Genomic DNA, 18,242 nt, shown 5'->3' with positions numbered 1-18,242 from the left:
AATGAATTCCAAGATAAAACATAAGGTGGATATGACAGGCGATGAGTTCGTAGAGTTTTGCGGCGAACTAAAGAAGAAAAAAAAGTTTCAGAAATCGTTACCCATGTTTCCGACTCCGGTCCCGAAACTTCCGAAGGATTGGGTATGGTCGTGCTTATCTAAAATCTCGGAAAGAGTGTCTGTAGGTCACGTAGGCCCCACGAGCGAGTTCTTTTCAAATGAATCTGACGGTGTACCGTTCATAAGGTCTCAGGATGTGCGTCCTGGTCGGTTGATGCTTGATGGAGCCCTATACATTGTTCCGTCATTTCATGAAAGACTTAAAAAGTCTCAACTAAAAGCAGGTGATGTGCTGATTGTCCGTGTCGGGGCAAATAGGGGAGATACTTGTGATGTACCGCAGGGAATTGGAAAGCTGAATTGCGCGAATGTCGTTTTCGCAAGACTGATTGAGCCAAATAGATTTGTGACGTATTTTTTCCGTAGTTCTTTTGGCCGTGAGATGTTGTTATCAGTTACAACTGGCTCTGCCCAGGGCGTAATAAATACACAAACTGTGGCTCGCTTACCATTACCGGTTCCACCACTTGTAACCCAACAAAAAATCGGGGCCATTCTATCTGCCTACGATGAGCTGATCGAAAACAACCAGCGGCGCATCGCGCTACTGGAAAAGATGGCCGAGGAAATCTACCGCGAATGGTTTGTACGTTTGCGCTTTCCCGGTTACGAGAAAGTGAAGAAAGTCAAAGGTGTGCCAGAAGGTTGGGATGTTAAGAAGTTGGGCTCAGTTCTGGAACTTTGCTACGGTAAGGCACTGAAAGATGACGATCGAGTCTCTGGCGAGTTTCATGTTTATGGTTCTAGCGGTGTGGTTGGTACACATAACGAGGCACTGGTAAAAACACCCGGACTTATTGTTGGAAGAAAGGGAAATGTTGGCAGTGTATATTGGTCTGACCGTGGATTCTTTCCCATTGATACGGTGTATTACGTAAAATCGGTATTGCCAAACAGTTTTTTATATTTTCTTCTGCGTTCGATGAACTTCATCAACAATGATGCAGCAGTTCCAGGACTAAATCGAAACCAAGCCTACTCGAATTTGTTCTTTCTGCCACCAGCTCAACTCATCAAAAGGTATGTAGAAATAGCAGATTCACTGTTTAAAATGAAACGAGTCTTTACTCGGAAAAATGAATACCTCACCTCAATGAGAGATAAGCTCCTCCCCCGCCTGATCTCCGGAAAGCTTTCCGTCGAGCATCTCGACATCCGGTTCCCGCCCGGCATGGAGGATCGCTCATGAAATTTGAAACATTTAAAGCCGGTGCTTGGCGGCAGCGTTATCAGTACAAAAGTTTCGAACCGGTGCCGGTGAACCATGAGTGGATCTGGGAAGATGCCACCATCAATACCTTACTGGAAGCGGCCAACCGGGCGCTCGGGGAATTGAACGCTTTTTCTTTGATCGTGCCGGATATCGATCTATTTATTGAAATGCACGTGGTGAAGGAGGCGCAGACTTCCAGCCGGATTGAGGGCACGCAGACCGGTATCGACGAGGCGCTGATGTCGGAAGATCAGATTCAACCGGAAAAGCGCAATGACTGGCGTGAGGTGCGCAATTACATCGATGCGGTGAATAGCGCGGTTGTTGAATTAAAACATCTGCCGCTATCAAACCGGCTGCTGAAACAAACGCATGAAATCCTGATGCGTGGGGTGCGCGGCGAGCATAAGCTGCCGGGCGAGTTTCGCACCAGCCAGAACTGGATTGGCGGCTCCAGTCTGGCGGATGCCGCGTTTATTCCTTCCCATCCGGATGGCGTGCCGGATTTGATGAGCGATCTGGAAGCCTTCTGGCACAATGAGGAAATTGTGGTGCCGCACTTGATCCGCGTGGCGATCAGTCATTATCAGTTCGAAACCATCCATCCGTTTTTGGATGGCAATGGCCGTATTGGCCGCTTGCTGATCCCTTTGTATCTGGTTAGCCATGGCTTGCTGGAGAAGCCTTCATTGTATTTGTCGGATTTTTTCGAGCGCAACCGGGCGAGTTATTATGATGCGCTGATGGGTGTACGGGTATCGAACGACCTGATTCACTGGGTGCGTTTTTTTCTGCAAGGCATAGCGGAAACCGCCACCAAGGGGCGCGACGTATTCCGGCAGGTACTGGCGCTACGCACCGAGGTGGAACTTGCTGTGCTGACATTGGGCAAACGCGCTGCCAATGCGCGGCAGTTGTTGAATTTATTGTATCGTAAGCCCATTGTGACAGCGGCTGACATTGAACGAAGTCTGTCCGTGAGTTCGCCAACAGCGAATGCTTTGATCCGGGATTTCGAACAATTAGGGTTGTTGCAGGAAATTACCGGACAGCAGCGAGGACGCGCTTACGTGTTTGATCGTTACTTAAGCTTGTTCACTAGTTAAGGGAAAGCGATTTCCCTTAACTTAGACGACGATTAAGTTAAAGCAAAATAATTAAGTTAAAGCAAAATAAATCCGGATAAAAAAACTAAATGCCTAACTTCATTTCCGAAGATCAGATCGAGCGAGCACTGGTGCAAAAGCTCCAGCATCTGCACGGCTTCGACGCGCTCGATTGCCATACGGAAAACGCGGAAGATTTGAACGACGGTTCAAACCGCGCCAGCAAACGCGATGTGATTTTGATTGACCGGTTGCGCGAAGCTGCGCTTCGTTTGAACCCGGAAATTCCGCAAGTGACCATCGAAAGTGCCTTGGAAAAACTGTGCGAGCGGCGGCAAGCAATGACACTGATTGCGGCAAACCAGGAGATCTACGGCCTGATGCGCGACGGCACTCCGGTGACGTTCGACAATGCACAGGGACAATCTCAGCAGGAGCGCGTGCGCTTGCTGGATTTTAACGTGCCGGACAATAACCGCTTTCTGGTCGTGACGCAGTTGTGGATTAAGGGCGAGCGCGGTTTCCGCCGCCCGGATGTGTTGTTGTACGTGAATGGTATTCCGCTGGTGTTCATCGAACTGAAAAATTCGAATGTGAAGCTGCGCAACGCTTATGACGACAATCTGACGAATTACAAGGCGGAAATTCCGCAGCTTTTCCTGACCAATGCGTTTTGCGTGCTGTCGAACGCCGTCGAAACCAGAGTCGGCAGCATCACGGCGCAGTGGGAACATTATTTCAACTGGCTGCGCGCCGATGACGAGAAACAGAAAATTGACCGTGCTGCAATCCGCGCGCAAGGCACCAGCTTGGAAGGTGTCATCGAGGGTTTGCTGCCGCAGCAAAAGTTGCTGGATTACGTAGAGAATTTCGTTCTCTATTACAAAGACACGCAGAAAATCATCGCGCAGAACCACCAGTTTATCGGCGTGAATCGCGCTTATGACGTTTTCCTCCAACGTGAGGAATTGGCAGGTAAGCTCGGAGTGTTTTGGCATACGCAGGGATCAGGCAAGAGTTTTTCGATGATTTTTTATGCGCGCAAAATTTTCCGCAAACAGACCGGCAATTTTACTTTCGTCGTAGTGACCGACCGCGACGATCTGGATGGACAGATTTATCGTAATTTCCTGCATACCCGCACGGTAAGCGAGGCCGAGGCGGCGCAACCGAAGAACAGCGAGGAGATGCGAAAATTCCTCGGGCAGAACAAACGCATCGTATTCACGCTGATCCAGAAATTCCGTTGGGACAAAGGCCGCGAATATCCCGAGCTGTCAGCGCGAAACGACATCATCGTGATCGTCGACGAGGCGCATCGCACGCAATACAAGTCGCTGGCGGAGAACATGCGCAAGGGCTTGCCTAAGGCGAATTATCTGGCGTTTACCGGCACACCCCTGCTGGGGCGCGAGCGCAAGACCAATGCGTGGTTTGGCGGTTATGTGTCGGAATACAACTTTCAGCAATCGATGGATGATGGCGCGACGGTGCCGCTGTTTTACCAGAAACGCGTGCCGGAGGTGTTGATCCAGAACGAGGGATTGAGCGAGGAGTTTTACCAGATTTTGGAAGATGAGAATCTGGACGAGGCGCAGCAGGCCAAGCTGGAGAAGCGTTTCTCCACGGAAATAGAAGTCATCAAACGCGACGACCGGCTGGAAAAAATCGCGCGGGATATCGTTTATCACTTTCCCCGGCGCGGTTATCTGGGCAAGGGCCTGGTGGTGTCAGTGGATAAATTCACCGCCGTGAAGATGTACGATAAGGTGCAGCGGCTGTGGAAGGAAGAGATAAGAACCCTGAAAGGGATTATCAGCAAGACTGCTAACGCAATAGAGAAGCGGCGTCTGGAGCAGCTCGTTGAATTCATGCGTTCTGTTGAAATGGCCGTGGTGATTAGCGGGGACGCAGGCGAGGAAGAAAAATTTGCCGCGCAGGGTTTGACCATCAAGCCGCATCGTGAACGCATGGATAGGCTGGATGAACATGGGCACGATATTGAATACAACTACAAAGACCCGGAGCATCCGCTGCAATTGGTGTTTGTCTGCGCCATGTGGCTGACCGGGTTTGATGCGCCGACACTTTCAACGTTGTATCTCGACAAGCCGATGCAAGGCCATACGCTGATGCAAACCATCGCTCGCGCCAATCGTGTGACCTCGTGGAAGATCAACGAGGTGGAGAAGCGCAATGGCGAAATCGTGGATTACTACAATGTGTTTCGCAACATGAAGCTGGCGTTGCGTGATTACGCACAGGGGCAGAATGAGGACGATGAACCGCCGGTCAAGGAGAAAGCCGAATTGTTCCGGCTGCTGGACGATGCGATTACACAGGGCCTTGTGTTTTGCCACGAAAAGAAAGTGGCTCTGGAAGAAGTGCTGGATGGCGACGATGTGTTCAAGAATATCGCGAAATTCAATCAATTTGCCGATGCATTGCTGGCCAATGATGAATGGCGCAAGGCGCTGAATGTATACGAGAATGCCATTTCATCGTTGTACGAAGCATGCAAACCGGAAATCATGGGGCACTATAACCGCGACAGAGTCCGGTCGGTCGCGGCATTTCAATACTTGCGCGGGGTGATCGACAGCCTCATCGAGCAAAAGGATATCGATGCGATCAGCCGGAAGATTGCCGATTTGCTGGATGAGAGCGTGGTGGTGGATAGCACGGATACACTTAAGACACGGCAGAATAAGTCGGAATATCAGATCGTTCAAAAAGGCAGGACCTGGGATCTGAGCAGAATCAATTTCGACAAATTGCGCGAGGAATTCAAACAAGCGACTTACAAGCATATCGAAATTGCCGATTTGCGCGCTTTCCTGCAACATAAACTGGAATTGATGCTGCAACAGAATGCAACCCGCACCGATTTTGCACAGCGCTTGCAGCAGATTATCGATACTTACAACACCGGTGGTTCAGCGACCGAAAATTATTACGAAGATCTGATGCAATTCACCGAAGATCTGCGCGCGGAAGATGAGCGTCATATCCGTGAAGGACTGACCCAGGATGAGCTGGAGTTGTTCGATTTGTTGAAAAAAGACCGGATGACGCAGGACGAAACACAGAAAGTTAAGCTGGCGGCAAAATCCCTGTTGCATCGTTTGTTGCAAGAATATCCCAAGGTGCTGGTGCAGGATTGGTACAAGAATGCACAAACCCAACGGGTTGTCCGCTCCGCAGTTGAGCAAGTGCTGGATAACAATTTGCCGGAAAGTTACGATCGCGTATTATTTCGTGAGAAATGCGATGATGTGTTTTATCGGATAGTGGATTATGCCAGTCAAGGTAGGAAGTGGGCAGCTTAACTTAACCGATGCGCTGAAAACTTACGGGGAGGAAGCACGGAATCCATAAATGCTGTCAATTCATCTGGTATCCCTTAAATTCCGTTTCTCGCAAGAAATCATTCCAGACAAAGACGGGGTCAACCAGCGGGTTGGTCGGAATCATAAAGGTCACAATGTCTACTACGCCGCATCCAGTGCGATTAATGGTGTACCAGGCACCTTGTAGTACCCCTAAGGTTACGGCAGTCAATCCTGAAACCGGGGTATCTTTTTGACCGGTTAAGTTGATATTTTTGGGCAATTCTATCCATCCGGTAGCCACGTTGACCAAACCGGAGAAAAACTTCAGGCCTGCTTTGCTAAGGTACGAATTTCCACTAGCTTCTTCATTGGCGATGGCTTGAGACGAAAAAAGAAAAGACATGGAAACCACTAAAGCTAATTTGGAAATTGATCTCATCAAAACTCCCTTTTAATTGTAAGACCCTTAGTATTGTCGACGATGGTCAACTGATTGTCATCAATGAATGCGTTTCACTGCTTTATTGATCGGCAGATTGCCGGGTTGACACTATTCAGTACGACGCTTAAACGTGATTCATCTTAAATGTTATTATAGAACAGCAATTTATATATTTTTAAAATTCCTATCTCTAGCAATGATGGTTGTAAGCCAGTGTTAAAGTATAAAACACATCTGAAATGCGAAGTACATGGAGATAACATAATTTTTTTCCAGATGGATGAGCTCATCTCGATTTTTCTATGCCGACTGTTACTTAAAACTAATTGTTCTTCCAATTTATGGATTCTCCATAGTTAGGCAATTCCGGGAAAGATCGTACATTGGTTATTCCCAACAAGTCATGTAGAAAATATGAGCGCTTCAAAGGCAATTAACTATAAGAGACCTTTGCACGGTTACTACGCGGCACGATAATTGCGTTAAAAATTTGCGAAAAATGCTCATTTACCCTGTGTAAACTCCCCTTTTTCGCAAATTTTTGCCTTATTCTCGTATCGCTCATGACACCGTGCAAAGGTCTCTAATTTATTTGTACGGTTTGGGTGGGTAGCTCCGCAGTTTTTAGCGCTGCGATCTACGTTATAATATCGCATCCCTACCTTTTATTCATTTTCAAATCCATGACTAGAGATTCCCGTACCGCTTTATTGAAAAGCTTATTCGCACAACGCATTCTGATTCTGGATGGTGCGATGGGTACGATGATCCAGACATTCAAACTTTCAGAGGCGGATTTTCGCGGGCAGCGTTTTGCTGATTTTCCGCATGATCTGAGAGGGAATAATGACTTGCTGACCTTGACTCAACCGGACATTATCCGGTCGATTCATAGCGGTTATCTGGAAGCGGGTGCGGATATCATCGAAACCAATACATTCAATTCCACTGCCGCTTCGATGGCCGATTATCACATGCAGGATCTGGTGTATGAATTGAATTTTGCTGCGGCAAAGCTGGCGCGTGAGGCGGCGCAGGTTTTTGAAGAAAAAAATCCGCAAAAACCGCGTTTTGTGGCCGGTGTGATCGGTCCTACTACCAAAACTGCGTCCATTTCTCCGGATGTCAATGATCCGGGCTTTCGCGGCATTACCTTTGATCAATTAGTGACTGATTATACGGAGTCGATTTGCGGGTTGGTCGATGGCGGCGCGGATATTCTGCTGGTCGAGACCATTTTTGACTCGCTCAACGCCAAAGCGGCATTGTTCGCCATTGATCAATACTTCGAGGATCATGATACACGTCTGCCGATCATGATTTCGGTTACCATTACCGATGCTTCCGGTCGCACATTATCGGGACAGACGCCGGAAGCTTTCTGGAACTCGGTCAGCCACACCCGGCCGTTATCGGTCGGTATTAACTGCGCGCTGGGTGCAGAATTGATGCGCCCTTATGTTGAAGAGCTGGCCGGTGTCGCGGATGTTTATACCAGTGTGCATCCCAATGCCGGTTTGCCGAATCCTTTATCGGAAACCGGTTATGATGAATCGCCTGAATATACTGCGAGCCAGATCAAAGGCTTTGCGCAATCGGGCTTTGTCAATATCGTCGGCGGTTGTTGCGGTACGACGCCCGCGCATATCAAAGCGATTGCGGAAGCGGTCAGTGATATCGCGCCGCGCGTAATTCCGGAAATCCCAAAAAAATTGCGGCTATCTGGTCTGGAACCATTGAACATCGGTGATGATTCTTTGTTCGTCAATGTTGGTGAACGTACCAATGTTACCGGTTCCCGGGCTTTTGCCCGCCTGATTCTGAGCGATGATTATGCGGAAGCGCTGAATGTGGCGCGCAGCCAGGTGGAGAACGGCGCGCAGATCATCGATATCAATATGGATGAGGCTATGTTGGATTCACAGAAAGCCATGGTGACTTTCCTGAACCTGCTGGCGGCCGAGCCGGACATCTGCAAAGTGCCGATCATGCTCGATTCCAGTAAATGGACGGTAATTGAAGCCGGTTTGAAATGCGTGCAAGGCAAGCCCATCATCAATTCCATCAGCATGAAAGAAGGTGAAGCCGAATTTATCCACCATGCCAAGTTGGCCCGCCGCTATGGCGCAGCGGTGATTGTTATGGCTTTCGATGAACAGGGTCAGGCCGACACGTTGCAGCGCAAAGTGGAGATTTGCACGCGCAGTTATCGTTTGCTGGTCGACAAGATTGGTTTTCCGCCCGAGGATATTATTTTCGATCCGAATATTTTCGCGATTGCGACAGGAATCGAAGAACATAATAACTATGGCGTCGATTTTATCGAGGCTACGCGTGCTATCAAGCAGACCCTGCCGTACGCCAAAATCAGTGGTGGCGTATCCAATGTGTCGTTCTCCTTCCGTGGCAACGAGCCGATCCGCGAAGCGATTCACACTGCTTTCCTATACCACGCGATTAAAGAAGGCATGACGATGGGTATTGTCAATGCCGGGCAACTGGGTGTTTATTCAGATATTCCTGCGGAACTGTTGGAGAAGGTTGAGGATGTCATATTGAACAGACGTTCGGATGCTACCGAGATTCTGGTTGAATATGCAGAAAATTTTAAAGGCCAGAAAAAAGAACAAGTTGAGGATCTGGCGTGGCGTGATGAACCGCTGCAACAGCGCCTGACGCATGCGCTGGTCAAGGGCATTTCTACATTTATTGTGGAAGATACCGAAGCGGCGCGGGTGGAGATTGAAAAACAGGGCGGGCGTCCGATTCAGGTGATCGAAGGGCCGTTGATGGAAGGCATGGGTGTTGTCGGTGATTTGTTCGGTGCGGGCAAAATGTTCTTGCCGCAGGTGGTCAAATCGGCGCGCGTCATGAAGCAGGCGGTGGCGCATTTGCTGCCGTTTATCGAAGCTGAGAAGAAATTATCGGGAGACAACAAACCGAAGGGCAAAATTGTCGTCGCCACTGTCAAAGGCGATGTGCACGATATCGGCAAAAATATCGTCACCGTGGTTTTGCAATGCAATAACTACGAAGTGATCAACATGGGCGTGATGGTGCCAAGCGCGCAGATTCTCGATATGGCGCGGCGCGAGAACGCGGATATCATTGGGTTGTCCGGACTGATCACGCCTTCGCTGGAAGAAATGGCGCACGTTGCTAAGGAAATGCAGCGTGAGGGATTTACCATTCCGTTGCTGATTGGTGGCGCTACGACGTCGCGAGTTCATACCGCAGTCAAAATTGCGCCACACTATGAAGGTCCGACCGTGTGGGTGCCGGATGCCAGCCGTGCGGTGGGTGTGTGTAGCAATCTGCTGTCACAGGATTTGCAAGTAAATTATGTCCAAGAAATAAAGGACGAATACGAGAAAGTACGCACTCAGCACAAAAACAAGAAAGGGCCGACGAAATTGTTGACGCTTGCTGAAGCACGTGCCAATGCGTTCAAGACTGACTGGATAAATTACCATCCCTATCAACCGGAATTGATAGGGATCCGTACGTTGAATAATTACCCGCTGGAGAAAATTGTACCGTACATCGATTGGACACCTTTCTTCCAAGCCTGGGAGCTTGCTGGGCGTTATCCGGATATCCTGCAAGATGAGGTCGTTGGGGAAACAGCAAGCCAGCTATTTCGCGATGCGCAAACGATGTTGAAGAAAATAATCGAACAAAAATGGTTGAGCGCTAATGCAGTGATTGGCTTGTTTCCAGCTAATTCCGTCGGCGATGACATCGAAATTTACACTGACCCTTCACGTAACAAGCTTGCCATGACTTATCATTGTCTGCGGCAACAAGATCAAAAACCGTCAGGTAAGCCGAATCGGTGCTTGTCCGATTTTATTGCACCCAGGGAAACGGGCATTCAAGATACGATTGGTTTGTTTGCCGTAGGCGCGGGGTTTGGCATCGATGAACGCGTCAAAGCATTTGAAGAAACCAACGACGATTACAGCGCGATAGTACTCAAGGCGCTCGCGGATCGTCTGGCAGAGGGCTTTGCTGAACACATGCATGCGAGGGTGCGTCGTGAATTCTGGGGCTATGCCAAAGATGAAACTTTAACCAACACGCAACTGATCAATGAAGAATATCGTGGCATCCGTCCTGCGCCCGGATATCCTGCTTGTCCGGATCATACCGAGAAGGGTGCGCTGTTTTCGACTTTGAGTGCTACCGAGAATGCCGGAATCATCATTACCGAATCATTTGCCATGGTTCCTACTGCTGCGGTATCCGGTTTCTATTTCGCACACCCTGATTCAACATTTTTTGCTGTCGGAAAGATCGGCAAAGACCAAGTGGAGGATTACGCTAAACGGAAAAGTTGGACAGTAGAAGAAGCAGAACGATGGCTGGCACCGGTACTGGCGTATGAGCGATAAATGTCATGATCTTGCAATTATTCATAGGTGTAGTGGTGCGTAAAAATGCGGGCGGTAGTGTTGTGGGGCCCGTGTGTTTCCCAACTGACTTTTTCTTGTATCTCACGTATTTTATAAGATATAGTTAAGATTGAATTGGGCGTAGGCCTGCTTAATTTTTAATTTGATGGTAATTTATATCTTATCTTGATAGATTTTTTGGAGGTTGAGATGAAATCAAAATTGATGCGCTTCTTGATAATTTTACTCGTTATTCCACTGATGTCGGGATGCTGGCTTCTTGCTGCAGGGGGGGCTGGCGCATACGGGGGCTACAAGGCTAAGGAAGAAGGCTATGGGCTACAGAATCCTATTACAAAGGAAAAGAAGAGTAACACCGAGGAACAGAAAAAGTAGCAACAAAGTTTTTAGTATGCCCTACCTTTCCTACGGATTTCAGTGCGGAGAGGTGGGGATTAGGTTTGATATATTTGATTCGTTTAGTTCTTCTGAACTCTGCTGCAGTAGTTAAAGATTACAGAAGGTTATTTCAAATACCACATCATCTTCATAGATTTTGTTTTTTTGCCCTGTCTGCGTCGGAAGAAAACGAATGTTTAATGCATATTTATTAGCGCTGATTTCGGGTACGCAGGGAAGCTGATCGCTTAGATTCAGTCTTAGCATATGTGCTGAATATTCTGAGCCGGTCTGCTGAAAAACCCCCTGATTCGCAACAACTCTTAGAGTTCTTCCGCTCTTACGTAACAACAGCAACACAATTCTGAATGCATTACGGATGGGCTGGAATGGAGATAGCCACTCATTGAAGTCTGCATGTCGATAAATAGGATCCGAATTGAGCCAATAATGATAGGATGGTAAATCGAATACACAGCAACCACCTGGTATCCCAATTCTTTGTTTAATCGCCATCAACCATTCATTCTCACGCAAGTGTTCACCTACTTTACCTGGAAAATCCAGCATTTCCCTGAATGTGATTTTTATGTCATTGAGTACACTATCAAGAGCTGCTTCAGAAACGTCCGGATTCTTTCGTAACATCTCGAGTAGCAGTTTTTGCCGTTCCAGTTCTTGTAATAAATCGGACTTGATATCTGCACGATTGGTGATTTCAAGAATCTCAAATAAAGCGATAAGTGAAGCATGATGTTCAGACGCACTCTCTTTGGTTGAAAAGAAATCAATTTTATTGAATAAGTCTTCAAGTCGGAGAAGGGTGCGTATCCGCTCATTAAGCGGGTGTTCATAACAAATCACAATAACGATGCATCCACAACAAAGATTAGAAATATTGAATCTTGCTTCGGAGATATTATTTCACAAAAGAAGTGAATTTCCCAGTTAAATTGTGACGTGTTATGGGGTAACGTAATGTTTATTATGATAAAGAAATATATTTTCTGTGTAGCTGAGCTACTTGCGCCTTCAAATATGCAATATCCAGATTGTTGACGATAATATCGTCGGCTTTTTGCAAGCGGTGTGTTCGTGAAATCTGTGTGGCGATGATTGCTTTTACTTGATCTTCAGACAATTTGCTCCGTTCCATTGTTCGTAATATTTGTTGTTTTTCTTCACAATCAATAACTAAAGTGCGTTGAATTATTTTATCGTAGTCATTTGTCTCAAATAGAAGCGGAATGGCGATTATTATGTAGGGCGATAGAGCTTTTCTGATTTGTTGGAGAGTTTCGGTAAGAATGAGGGGATGAAGAATATTTTCCAATGCAAGCTTATAATTATTATCTGAGAAGATTAAATTGCGCATCTTTTCTCTATTTAGAGAACCATCTGCAGCTATCATGGCTTGTCCAAAAGAATTTTTAATTGAGTTTATAGCTAAGCCACCGGGCTCAGTTAGCATCCGGGCAATTACATCAGTATCAATAACATCAATACCCAGATCTACGAAATATTGACCTACAGTTGATTTGCCACTGCCAATTCCTCCAGTTAGTCCTACAATCAAAGTCATTGGTTAGAACAGTCCAAAATAAGCATGATTTAATTTTTCTCCCCAGAACAATGCGATAAGCGCCCCACCAGCAAGGTAAGGGCCAAAAGGGATGGGTATGTTATTATTGAGTTTTGCTGCGACGATCATTCCAATTCCTACGATAGCACCCACCAGCGAGGAAAATAGTATGACCAGTGGAAGCATGCTCCATCCTAGCCAAGCCCCAATTGCGGATAGCAATTTAAAGTCACCAAACCCCATACCTTCTTTTCCGGTTATCAATTTAAAACACCAATAAATTGACCATAAGGAAAGGTAGCCTACTGCGGCACCAATTACGGCTGATTGAATATCGGTAAAACTATTATTAATATTTACCAATAATCCCAACCATAATAACGGCAAAGTTATATCATCCGGCAATAGTTGTGTATTAAGATCAATCACTGTCAAAGTGATTAGTGCCCAAACAAAAATCAATGCCGCGATGGTTATCAAACTGTATCCATAATACCAAGCAACGATGCCACTCATTAAAGCTGTTAGCACTTCTATAGCTGGATAACGGAAAGAAATGCGCGCGTTACATTGGGAGCAACGGCCGCGTAACAGTAAATAGCTGATCACTGGAATATTTTCCCATATACTCAGTTTGTGGCCGCAATGGACACAAGCTGAGCGCGGACTAGTGAGATTAAATGCTGGTGATGTTTTGCTTGTTTGGTGACCTTGCAACTCTGCACATTGTTGCAGCCAACTTCTTTTCAGCATTTCAGGCAGTCGATAAATCACAACATTCAGAAAACTACCTACCATTAAACCCAGTAGTGCTATCAAGGAAATAAAAAGAACAGGAGAATTTTGCAATATGCTGAGTAAGGTCATGGCTATTTTGTATAGATGAGAAAAAATAAAATTTAACTAACGACCATGCCCATTTTGAAAATAGGTAAATACATTGCGATTACCATACCGCCAATGAGTGTTCCCAGAACAACCATGATCATGGGTTCCATTAAGCTAGAAAGTGCGGCAACAGCATCGTCGACTTCTGCTTCGTAAAAATCAGCTATTTTACCAAGCATGGAATCAAGCGATCCCGCTTCTTCGCCGATAGCTACCATTTGAATAACCATATTGGGAAATACGGTACTGTTGGCCATTGATGACGTTAAACTGTTACCTATGCTCACTTCAAGCTGTATATTCTTTGTGGCTTCATAGTAGATATGATTTCCAGCAGCACCTGCGACGGAGTCTAATGATTCTACCAAAGGAACGCCTGCTGCAAACATCGTAGAGAGTGTGCGCGCCCAACGTGCAATAGTAGCTTTACGAATTACTTCTCCAAAGACAGGAATCTTAAGCGCGATACGATCGATAATCCGCTGCATGGGGATAGATCTTTTCCAAGTATAAAAGAAAGCATAAATCCCGCCACCTACAATACCGAAGATTGCCCACCAATAAGCGACGAAGAAATCCGAGATAGCCATTACGAAGAGTGTTGGAGCAGGTAAATCGGCACCGAATCCCTCAAATAAATCCTTAAAGGCCGGGATCACAAAAATCATTATTATTGCCGTGATGACAAATGCAACTACAATAATTGAAATAGGATAAAAAAGAGCAGACTTAATTTTTCCTTTGATAGCTTGAATTTTTTCTTTATAGGTAGCTAGACGGTCTAAAATAGTATCAAGGATGCCCGCAGCTTCTCCTGCGCCAACAAGATTGCAATATAGCGCATCGAAATAAAGCGGGTATTTGCGGAATGCATCCGTGAGATTACTGCCTGTTTCAACATCGGCTTTAATATCCATCAACAACTTACTCAATGCCCGGTTACTATGGCCTTTTCCTATAATATCAAATGCCTGTAGCAGTGGTACACCGGATTTCATCATGGTTGCCAACTGACGTGTAAATAGCGTTATATCTTTCTCAATAATCCTACCATTGGATTGCATTTTTTCTATTTTTGTAACTTTGATGCCTTGACGGCGCAGTGTGGAAGTTACAATTACAGTTCCTGCGGCTCGCATTTCACCTTTTAGTTGCTTTCCATACTTATCCTTTCCTTCCCACGAATAATTAATTTCTTTTATTTTTTTCTCGGTGCTTGCGGTTACAGTTGCCATAATAAGCTCCTTCAAAACTCAATATACTATTGATAGTTAAGAATTTCTAACAGATGCATCACAAAAATTCTAATTTATCTTTTTGATAATAGAATCAAAAGATTGTTTTAAAATTGTGCGAATTTAACGGCATCGATTGACTATTACTTAGCGCGAGCTAAAAAATTGAGGAATTAATATCAGACTGAGTGCTTGATTTACTGATTATTAATCAATGCAGCTTTAACGCCGTCATGAGCTGTGGGATATAGCAAACTAATATGTAATTCTTTTTTTATTCTGACGTTTCTAAGCCGTCTGGACTCTTTCATAAAAGATAGCATAGTGGGCGTTATTTGTTCTTGAGCTTGATTTCGGGTGATACGACGAGGATGCGGCAAGCCAAAATAATCAGCAACTAAGTCAAAATATTCCCCCATTTTTAGATGAGAATCATCACAGGCGTGATAAATTCTATTGGTTTTGGCAAACCGGATGGCAGCAAAAATAATCTGCGCAAGATCGTCAGCATGTATATGATTTGTATAGTTATCCTCAGCGTCCAATAAGGTGGGATGGCCATCTCGCAAACGTTGCAAAGGTAATCTATTGGCTGCATAGATTCCGGGTACCCGCACTATGCAGGTCGAAATGTGATTACGTTTTCCCCAGTTACGTATCTGTTTCTCAGCAAAGACACGTCGTATTGCTCGATCATTCTCAGGCTGAACAGGATGAGTCTCATCAATTAAATCACCCTGGCGGTCACCATAAACCCCGCTGGTACTGATATAGATGAGTCGTTGTGGTAAAATTATTGAATTGTTTTTCGTTTTTTTTGTTAGAGCAGACAATAAATGCAGTGTTCTTGTGTCCCGTTTTCCATAATTGGGCGGAGGGGCCAAGTGTAATACCAAATGTGCTATTCCCCCGAGCTTCTTAAGACTTTTGGGACAATCTAAATTACCGTAAATTGGAGTAATGTCATTTGCGCGTAACAGGTCGGCACGGTCTGCGTTACGATATAAACCGAGGATACGGTAGTGTGTTTTTAGCAGTGGTACTGTCCGTAAGGCGATATCACCGCAACCGATAATTAACAGTATTTTTTTCATACAATTTATTTTATTTCCATATAGTACTCATTCTTATCTGCTACTCAATGTCGCATCAAATCTTTATCCAACCTAGCGGGCATATATTAACAGTAAAGCCAGGAGAAACCATTCTTGATGCAGCGTTGCGCGAAGGTTTTTCGCTTCCCTATGGTTGTCGTAACGGTTCCTGTGGGGTTTGTAAAGGAAAAATCATACGGGGGTCGGTGAATTATGGGGGATATAGTGAAGAAACCTTGACTAAAGAAGAAAGAGAAGCTGGTAACGCTCTATTTTGCTGCGCTTCTCCATTGACTGACTTGATCATTGAATGTCAGGAAATCACCGCGATTAAAGATATCGAAATAAAGACTCTGCCTTGCCGTGTGCATAAGCTCGATCTTGTTGCTCCCGATGTTATGGTTATCTCATTAAAGCTTCCTGCCAAGCAGCGATTACAATTTTTACCAGGTCAATATATTGATATCTTGCTTAAAGACGGGAAGCGCCGGAGTTTTTCTTTAGCAAATGCTCCTCATAATGATGAGTTTCTGCAATTACATGTGCGCAATTATCCCGGTGGCGTATTTACGGAATATGTTTTTAACCAAATGAGGGTTAAAGATATTGTTCGCTTTATCGGGCCGCTCGGATCATTCTTTTTGCGAGATGCACCTGAAGATGCTGCAATAATTTTTCTAGCCAGTGGAACAGGATTTGCACCAATAAAAAGCATACTTGAACATGTTTTATATCAAGAAAATGACCGAAGCAGCAAAAGAAAAATGATTCTTTACTGGGGTGCACGCGCAAAAGCTGATTTATATTTAGCCGAGTTAGCTGATAGTTGGCAGCAACAGCATAAGAATTTCACATTTGTGCCTGTATTATCCGAGCCTTTACCCATTGATGGCTGGGAAGGAAGAACAGGATTGGTTCATGAAGCTGTTATGCAGGATTTCAAGAGTCTGGAAAAATATCAGATCTACGCCTGTGGTGTTCCTGCAATGATAAAAGCAGCGTATCACGACTTTACTCTTTATTGCAATCTGCCTAAAAATGCTTTTTTCTCAGATGTGTTCACGCCATCGACTAGCAATCCTTCAAACTCAAGCATTTAGTACATTTAAGGAAAAGGCCTCTGAAATATAAAGTTAACCGCAGGTACTTATGTTATTTTAGTTATATTTTTTTCTGTTTTCTTGCGGCCTTTTCGTCAGCTTTCCTGAAGGTGTGTTTCTTAGCGATCTATTAAATAAGCTGTTTTAGACATAATTCAAGCCCTTTATTATAATGGCTCATAGCCAATTCATGTTTACCCAGCTTCTCGTTTAGTTGTGCCAGTGCGAAATGTGCTTTATAACTTGGTTCAACCGATAAGCTAGCTTCTAGATAATTTTGCGCTTTGCCCCAAAGCTCACAATGTGTGCAGAGTTTACCAAGCGTCAGTAGCAGTTGTGCATTATTGGGCTGTGATTTTAGCCATACTTCAGCGCATTCAATTTGCCTGTTGACATGATAATCCAGGCACTCCGCGTAGAGTTCAATCAGGTCGTTATCCCATGTGATCGGAACATTCTGTTCAATAATCCGATTTGCAGTTGCGCAATTTCCTAGAGAAATGTAAGAACGCACTGCAGCTGCACAAAGCTTACTATCCATTTTTTCCATTGGCGATATGTGCAACCAATACTGATTCAAGGATTGTGAATCGATGGTTTTGCTTCTAATATTTTCTATTTGTGCATCGTGTTTTAATTTTTTTATGTATGTTTTATTAGCCGATTGCCGTTTTTCCAGCACTTCCGTTAATTCCAACACCGCATCCCAATTTCTACCGCGTTGCTGAGCTTCCAATTCCAGCAGCAATACAGCAGTTGGCTGCAATCCTCCTTCTGAATATAATGACTGCAAGGTTTTAAGCGCATCCTGATAATTTCCGTCATCCAATTGGAATTCAGCTTTTGTGGCAAGACATAAGGACTTCTCGCCGGGTATTTGAATGAGTGCATTATTTAGATATTGATCCCGTGCGTTAACTTGATTGAGTTTGTGGGCTGAACGAGCTGCGATAACGGCACTGATGGCTTTTACAGTTGCTGAATTTGCTAATTTTAGTGCCACGGCGGCGTTCTTTTGTGCTTTAACAAAATCACCTTCAAAGTAAGCTTTCAGTCCGGACAGCAGCATCTCATCCGTTTTTTTATGACGATGCCTTCTGCTGAATCCGAATATCCCCAGGGTGAGTCGTACTAAAAAATAGAAAACTAGAAAAGCTACGATCACTACAATAATAAACTGATCGAGCGGTAGTTCTAATTGATAAGGCGGCATCACCAATGAAGCATGCCCGGTGATGTGTTTAGCAGTAAGTGTAACAGCTACAGCAGCAGCGAATAGTGCTATTAGCCAGACTATCAGTTTCATATATTCTCCTCATTGCAATAGAGTCGATCAT

Annotated in this window: 13 protein-coding genes; 6 read left to right on the top strand and 7 right to left on the bottom strand. The window is 45.2% G+C overall.

Annotated elements, in window-relative coordinates:
- Position 1: 1 nt before the first annotated feature.
- The 3 genes from CPG39_RS08680 (at position 2) to CPG39_RS08670 (ending at position 5,768) form a co-directional block, all read left to right on the top strand.
- The gene (locus CPG39_RS08680) at positions 2–1,309 is read left to right on the top strand and encodes a restriction endonuclease subunit S (RefSeq protein WP_145956227.1); all 1,308 of its coding nucleotides are present in this window, start codon (positions 2–4) and stop codon (positions 1,307–1,309) included.
- The gene (locus CPG39_RS08675) at positions 1,306–2,439 is read left to right on the top strand and encodes a Fic family protein (protein ID WP_096292930.1); all 1,134 of its coding nucleotides are present in this window, start codon (positions 1,306–1,308) and stop codon (positions 2,437–2,439) included. The genes CPG39_RS08680 and CPG39_RS08675 overlap by 4 nt, the downstream gene beginning before the upstream one ends.
- Positions 2,440–2,528: 89 nt before the next feature.
- The gene (locus tag CPG39_RS08670; RefSeq protein ID WP_096292929.1) at positions 2,529–5,768 is read left to right on the top strand and encodes a type I restriction endonuclease subunit R; all 3,240 of its coding nucleotides are present in this window, start codon (positions 2,529–2,531) and stop codon (positions 5,766–5,768) included.
- 55 nt (positions 5,769–5,823) lie between these two features.
- Here the strand turns inward: CPG39_RS08670 and CPG39_RS08665 are convergent, their stop codons facing one another.
- Positions 5,824–6,210, bottom strand: a complete 387-nt coding sequence (locus tag CPG39_RS08665) for an exosortase system-associated protein, TIGR04073 family (RefSeq protein WP_096292928.1) — start codon at positions 6,208–6,210, stop codon at positions 5,824–5,826.
- Positions 6,211–6,896: 686 nt separating this feature from the next.
- On the opposite strand from CPG39_RS08665, the gene metH reads away from it, so the two are divergent.
- Together metH and CPG39_RS08655 are read left to right on the top strand one after the other, a co-directional pair.
- Complete coding sequence (gene metH / locus CPG39_RS08660; protein WP_096292927.1) at positions 6,897–10,607, top strand: methionine synthase; 3,711 nt, start codon at positions 6,897–6,899, stop codon at positions 10,605–10,607.
- A gap of 210 nt (positions 10,608–10,817) precedes the next feature.
- On the top strand, positions 10,818–11,003 hold the full coding sequence (locus CPG39_RS08655; protein WP_096292926.1) for a hypothetical protein: 186 nt from the start codon (positions 10,818–10,820) through the stop codon (positions 11,001–11,003).
- A 111-nt stretch (positions 11,004–11,114) separates the two neighbouring features.
- On the opposite strand, the gene zapD is transcribed toward CPG39_RS08655, so the two are convergent.
- The 5 genes from zapD to CPG39_RS08630 all read right to left on the bottom strand — a co-directional run bounded on the left by zapD (position 11,115) and on the right by CPG39_RS08630 (position 15,805).
- Entirely contained in the window at positions 11,115–11,870 is a 756-nt protein-coding gene (gene zapD, locus CPG39_RS08650) for a cell division protein ZapD (RefSeq protein WP_013646452.1), read from the bottom strand.
- A 121-nt stretch (positions 11,871–11,991) separates the two neighbouring features.
- On the bottom strand, positions 11,992–12,588 hold the full coding sequence (coaE, locus tag CPG39_RS08645; RefSeq protein WP_096292925.1) for a dephospho-CoA kinase: 597 nt from the start codon (positions 12,586–12,588) through the stop codon (positions 11,992–11,994).
- 3 nt (positions 12,589–12,591) lie between these two features.
- A complete protein-coding gene (locus tag CPG39_RS08640) occupies positions 12,592–13,455 on the bottom strand; it encodes a prepilin peptidase (RefSeq protein ID WP_096292924.1) in 864 nt (287 codons plus the stop codon).
- Between the two features lie 32 nt (positions 13,456–13,487).
- A complete protein-coding gene (locus CPG39_RS08635; protein WP_013646455.1) occupies positions 13,488–14,711 on the bottom strand; it encodes a type II secretion system F family protein in 1,224 nt (407 codons plus the stop codon).
- 197 nt (positions 14,712–14,908) lie between these two features.
- A complete protein-coding gene (locus CPG39_RS08630; RefSeq protein ID WP_096292923.1) occupies positions 14,909–15,805 on the bottom strand; it encodes an SDR family oxidoreductase in 897 nt (298 codons plus the stop codon).
- Positions 15,806–15,852: 47 nt separating this feature from the next.
- Here CPG39_RS08630 and CPG39_RS08625 point away from each other — a divergent pair, with 47 nt between their 5' ends.
- Entirely contained in the window at positions 15,853–16,905 is a 1,053-nt protein-coding gene (locus CPG39_RS08625) for a CDP-6-deoxy-delta-3,4-glucoseen reductase (RefSeq protein ID WP_096292922.1), read from the top strand.
- Positions 16,906–17,035: 130 nt separating this feature from the next.
- On the opposite strand, the gene CPG39_RS08620 is transcribed toward CPG39_RS08625, so the two are convergent.
- Positions 17,036–18,211, bottom strand: a complete 1,176-nt coding sequence (locus CPG39_RS08620) for a heme biosynthesis HemY N-terminal domain-containing protein (RefSeq protein ID WP_096292921.1) — start codon at positions 18,209–18,211, stop codon at positions 17,036–17,038.
- Between the last annotated feature and the right edge of the window lie 31 nt (positions 18,212–18,242).

The organism is Nitrosomonas ureae (assembly GCF_900206265.1).
Lineage (GTDB): Bacteria > Pseudomonadota > Gammaproteobacteria > Burkholderiales > Nitrosomonadaceae > Nitrosomonas > Nitrosomonas ureae_C.
Note: the sequence above shows the minus strand (reverse complement) of the source record. Positions and strands in the feature narration are given on the sequence as shown.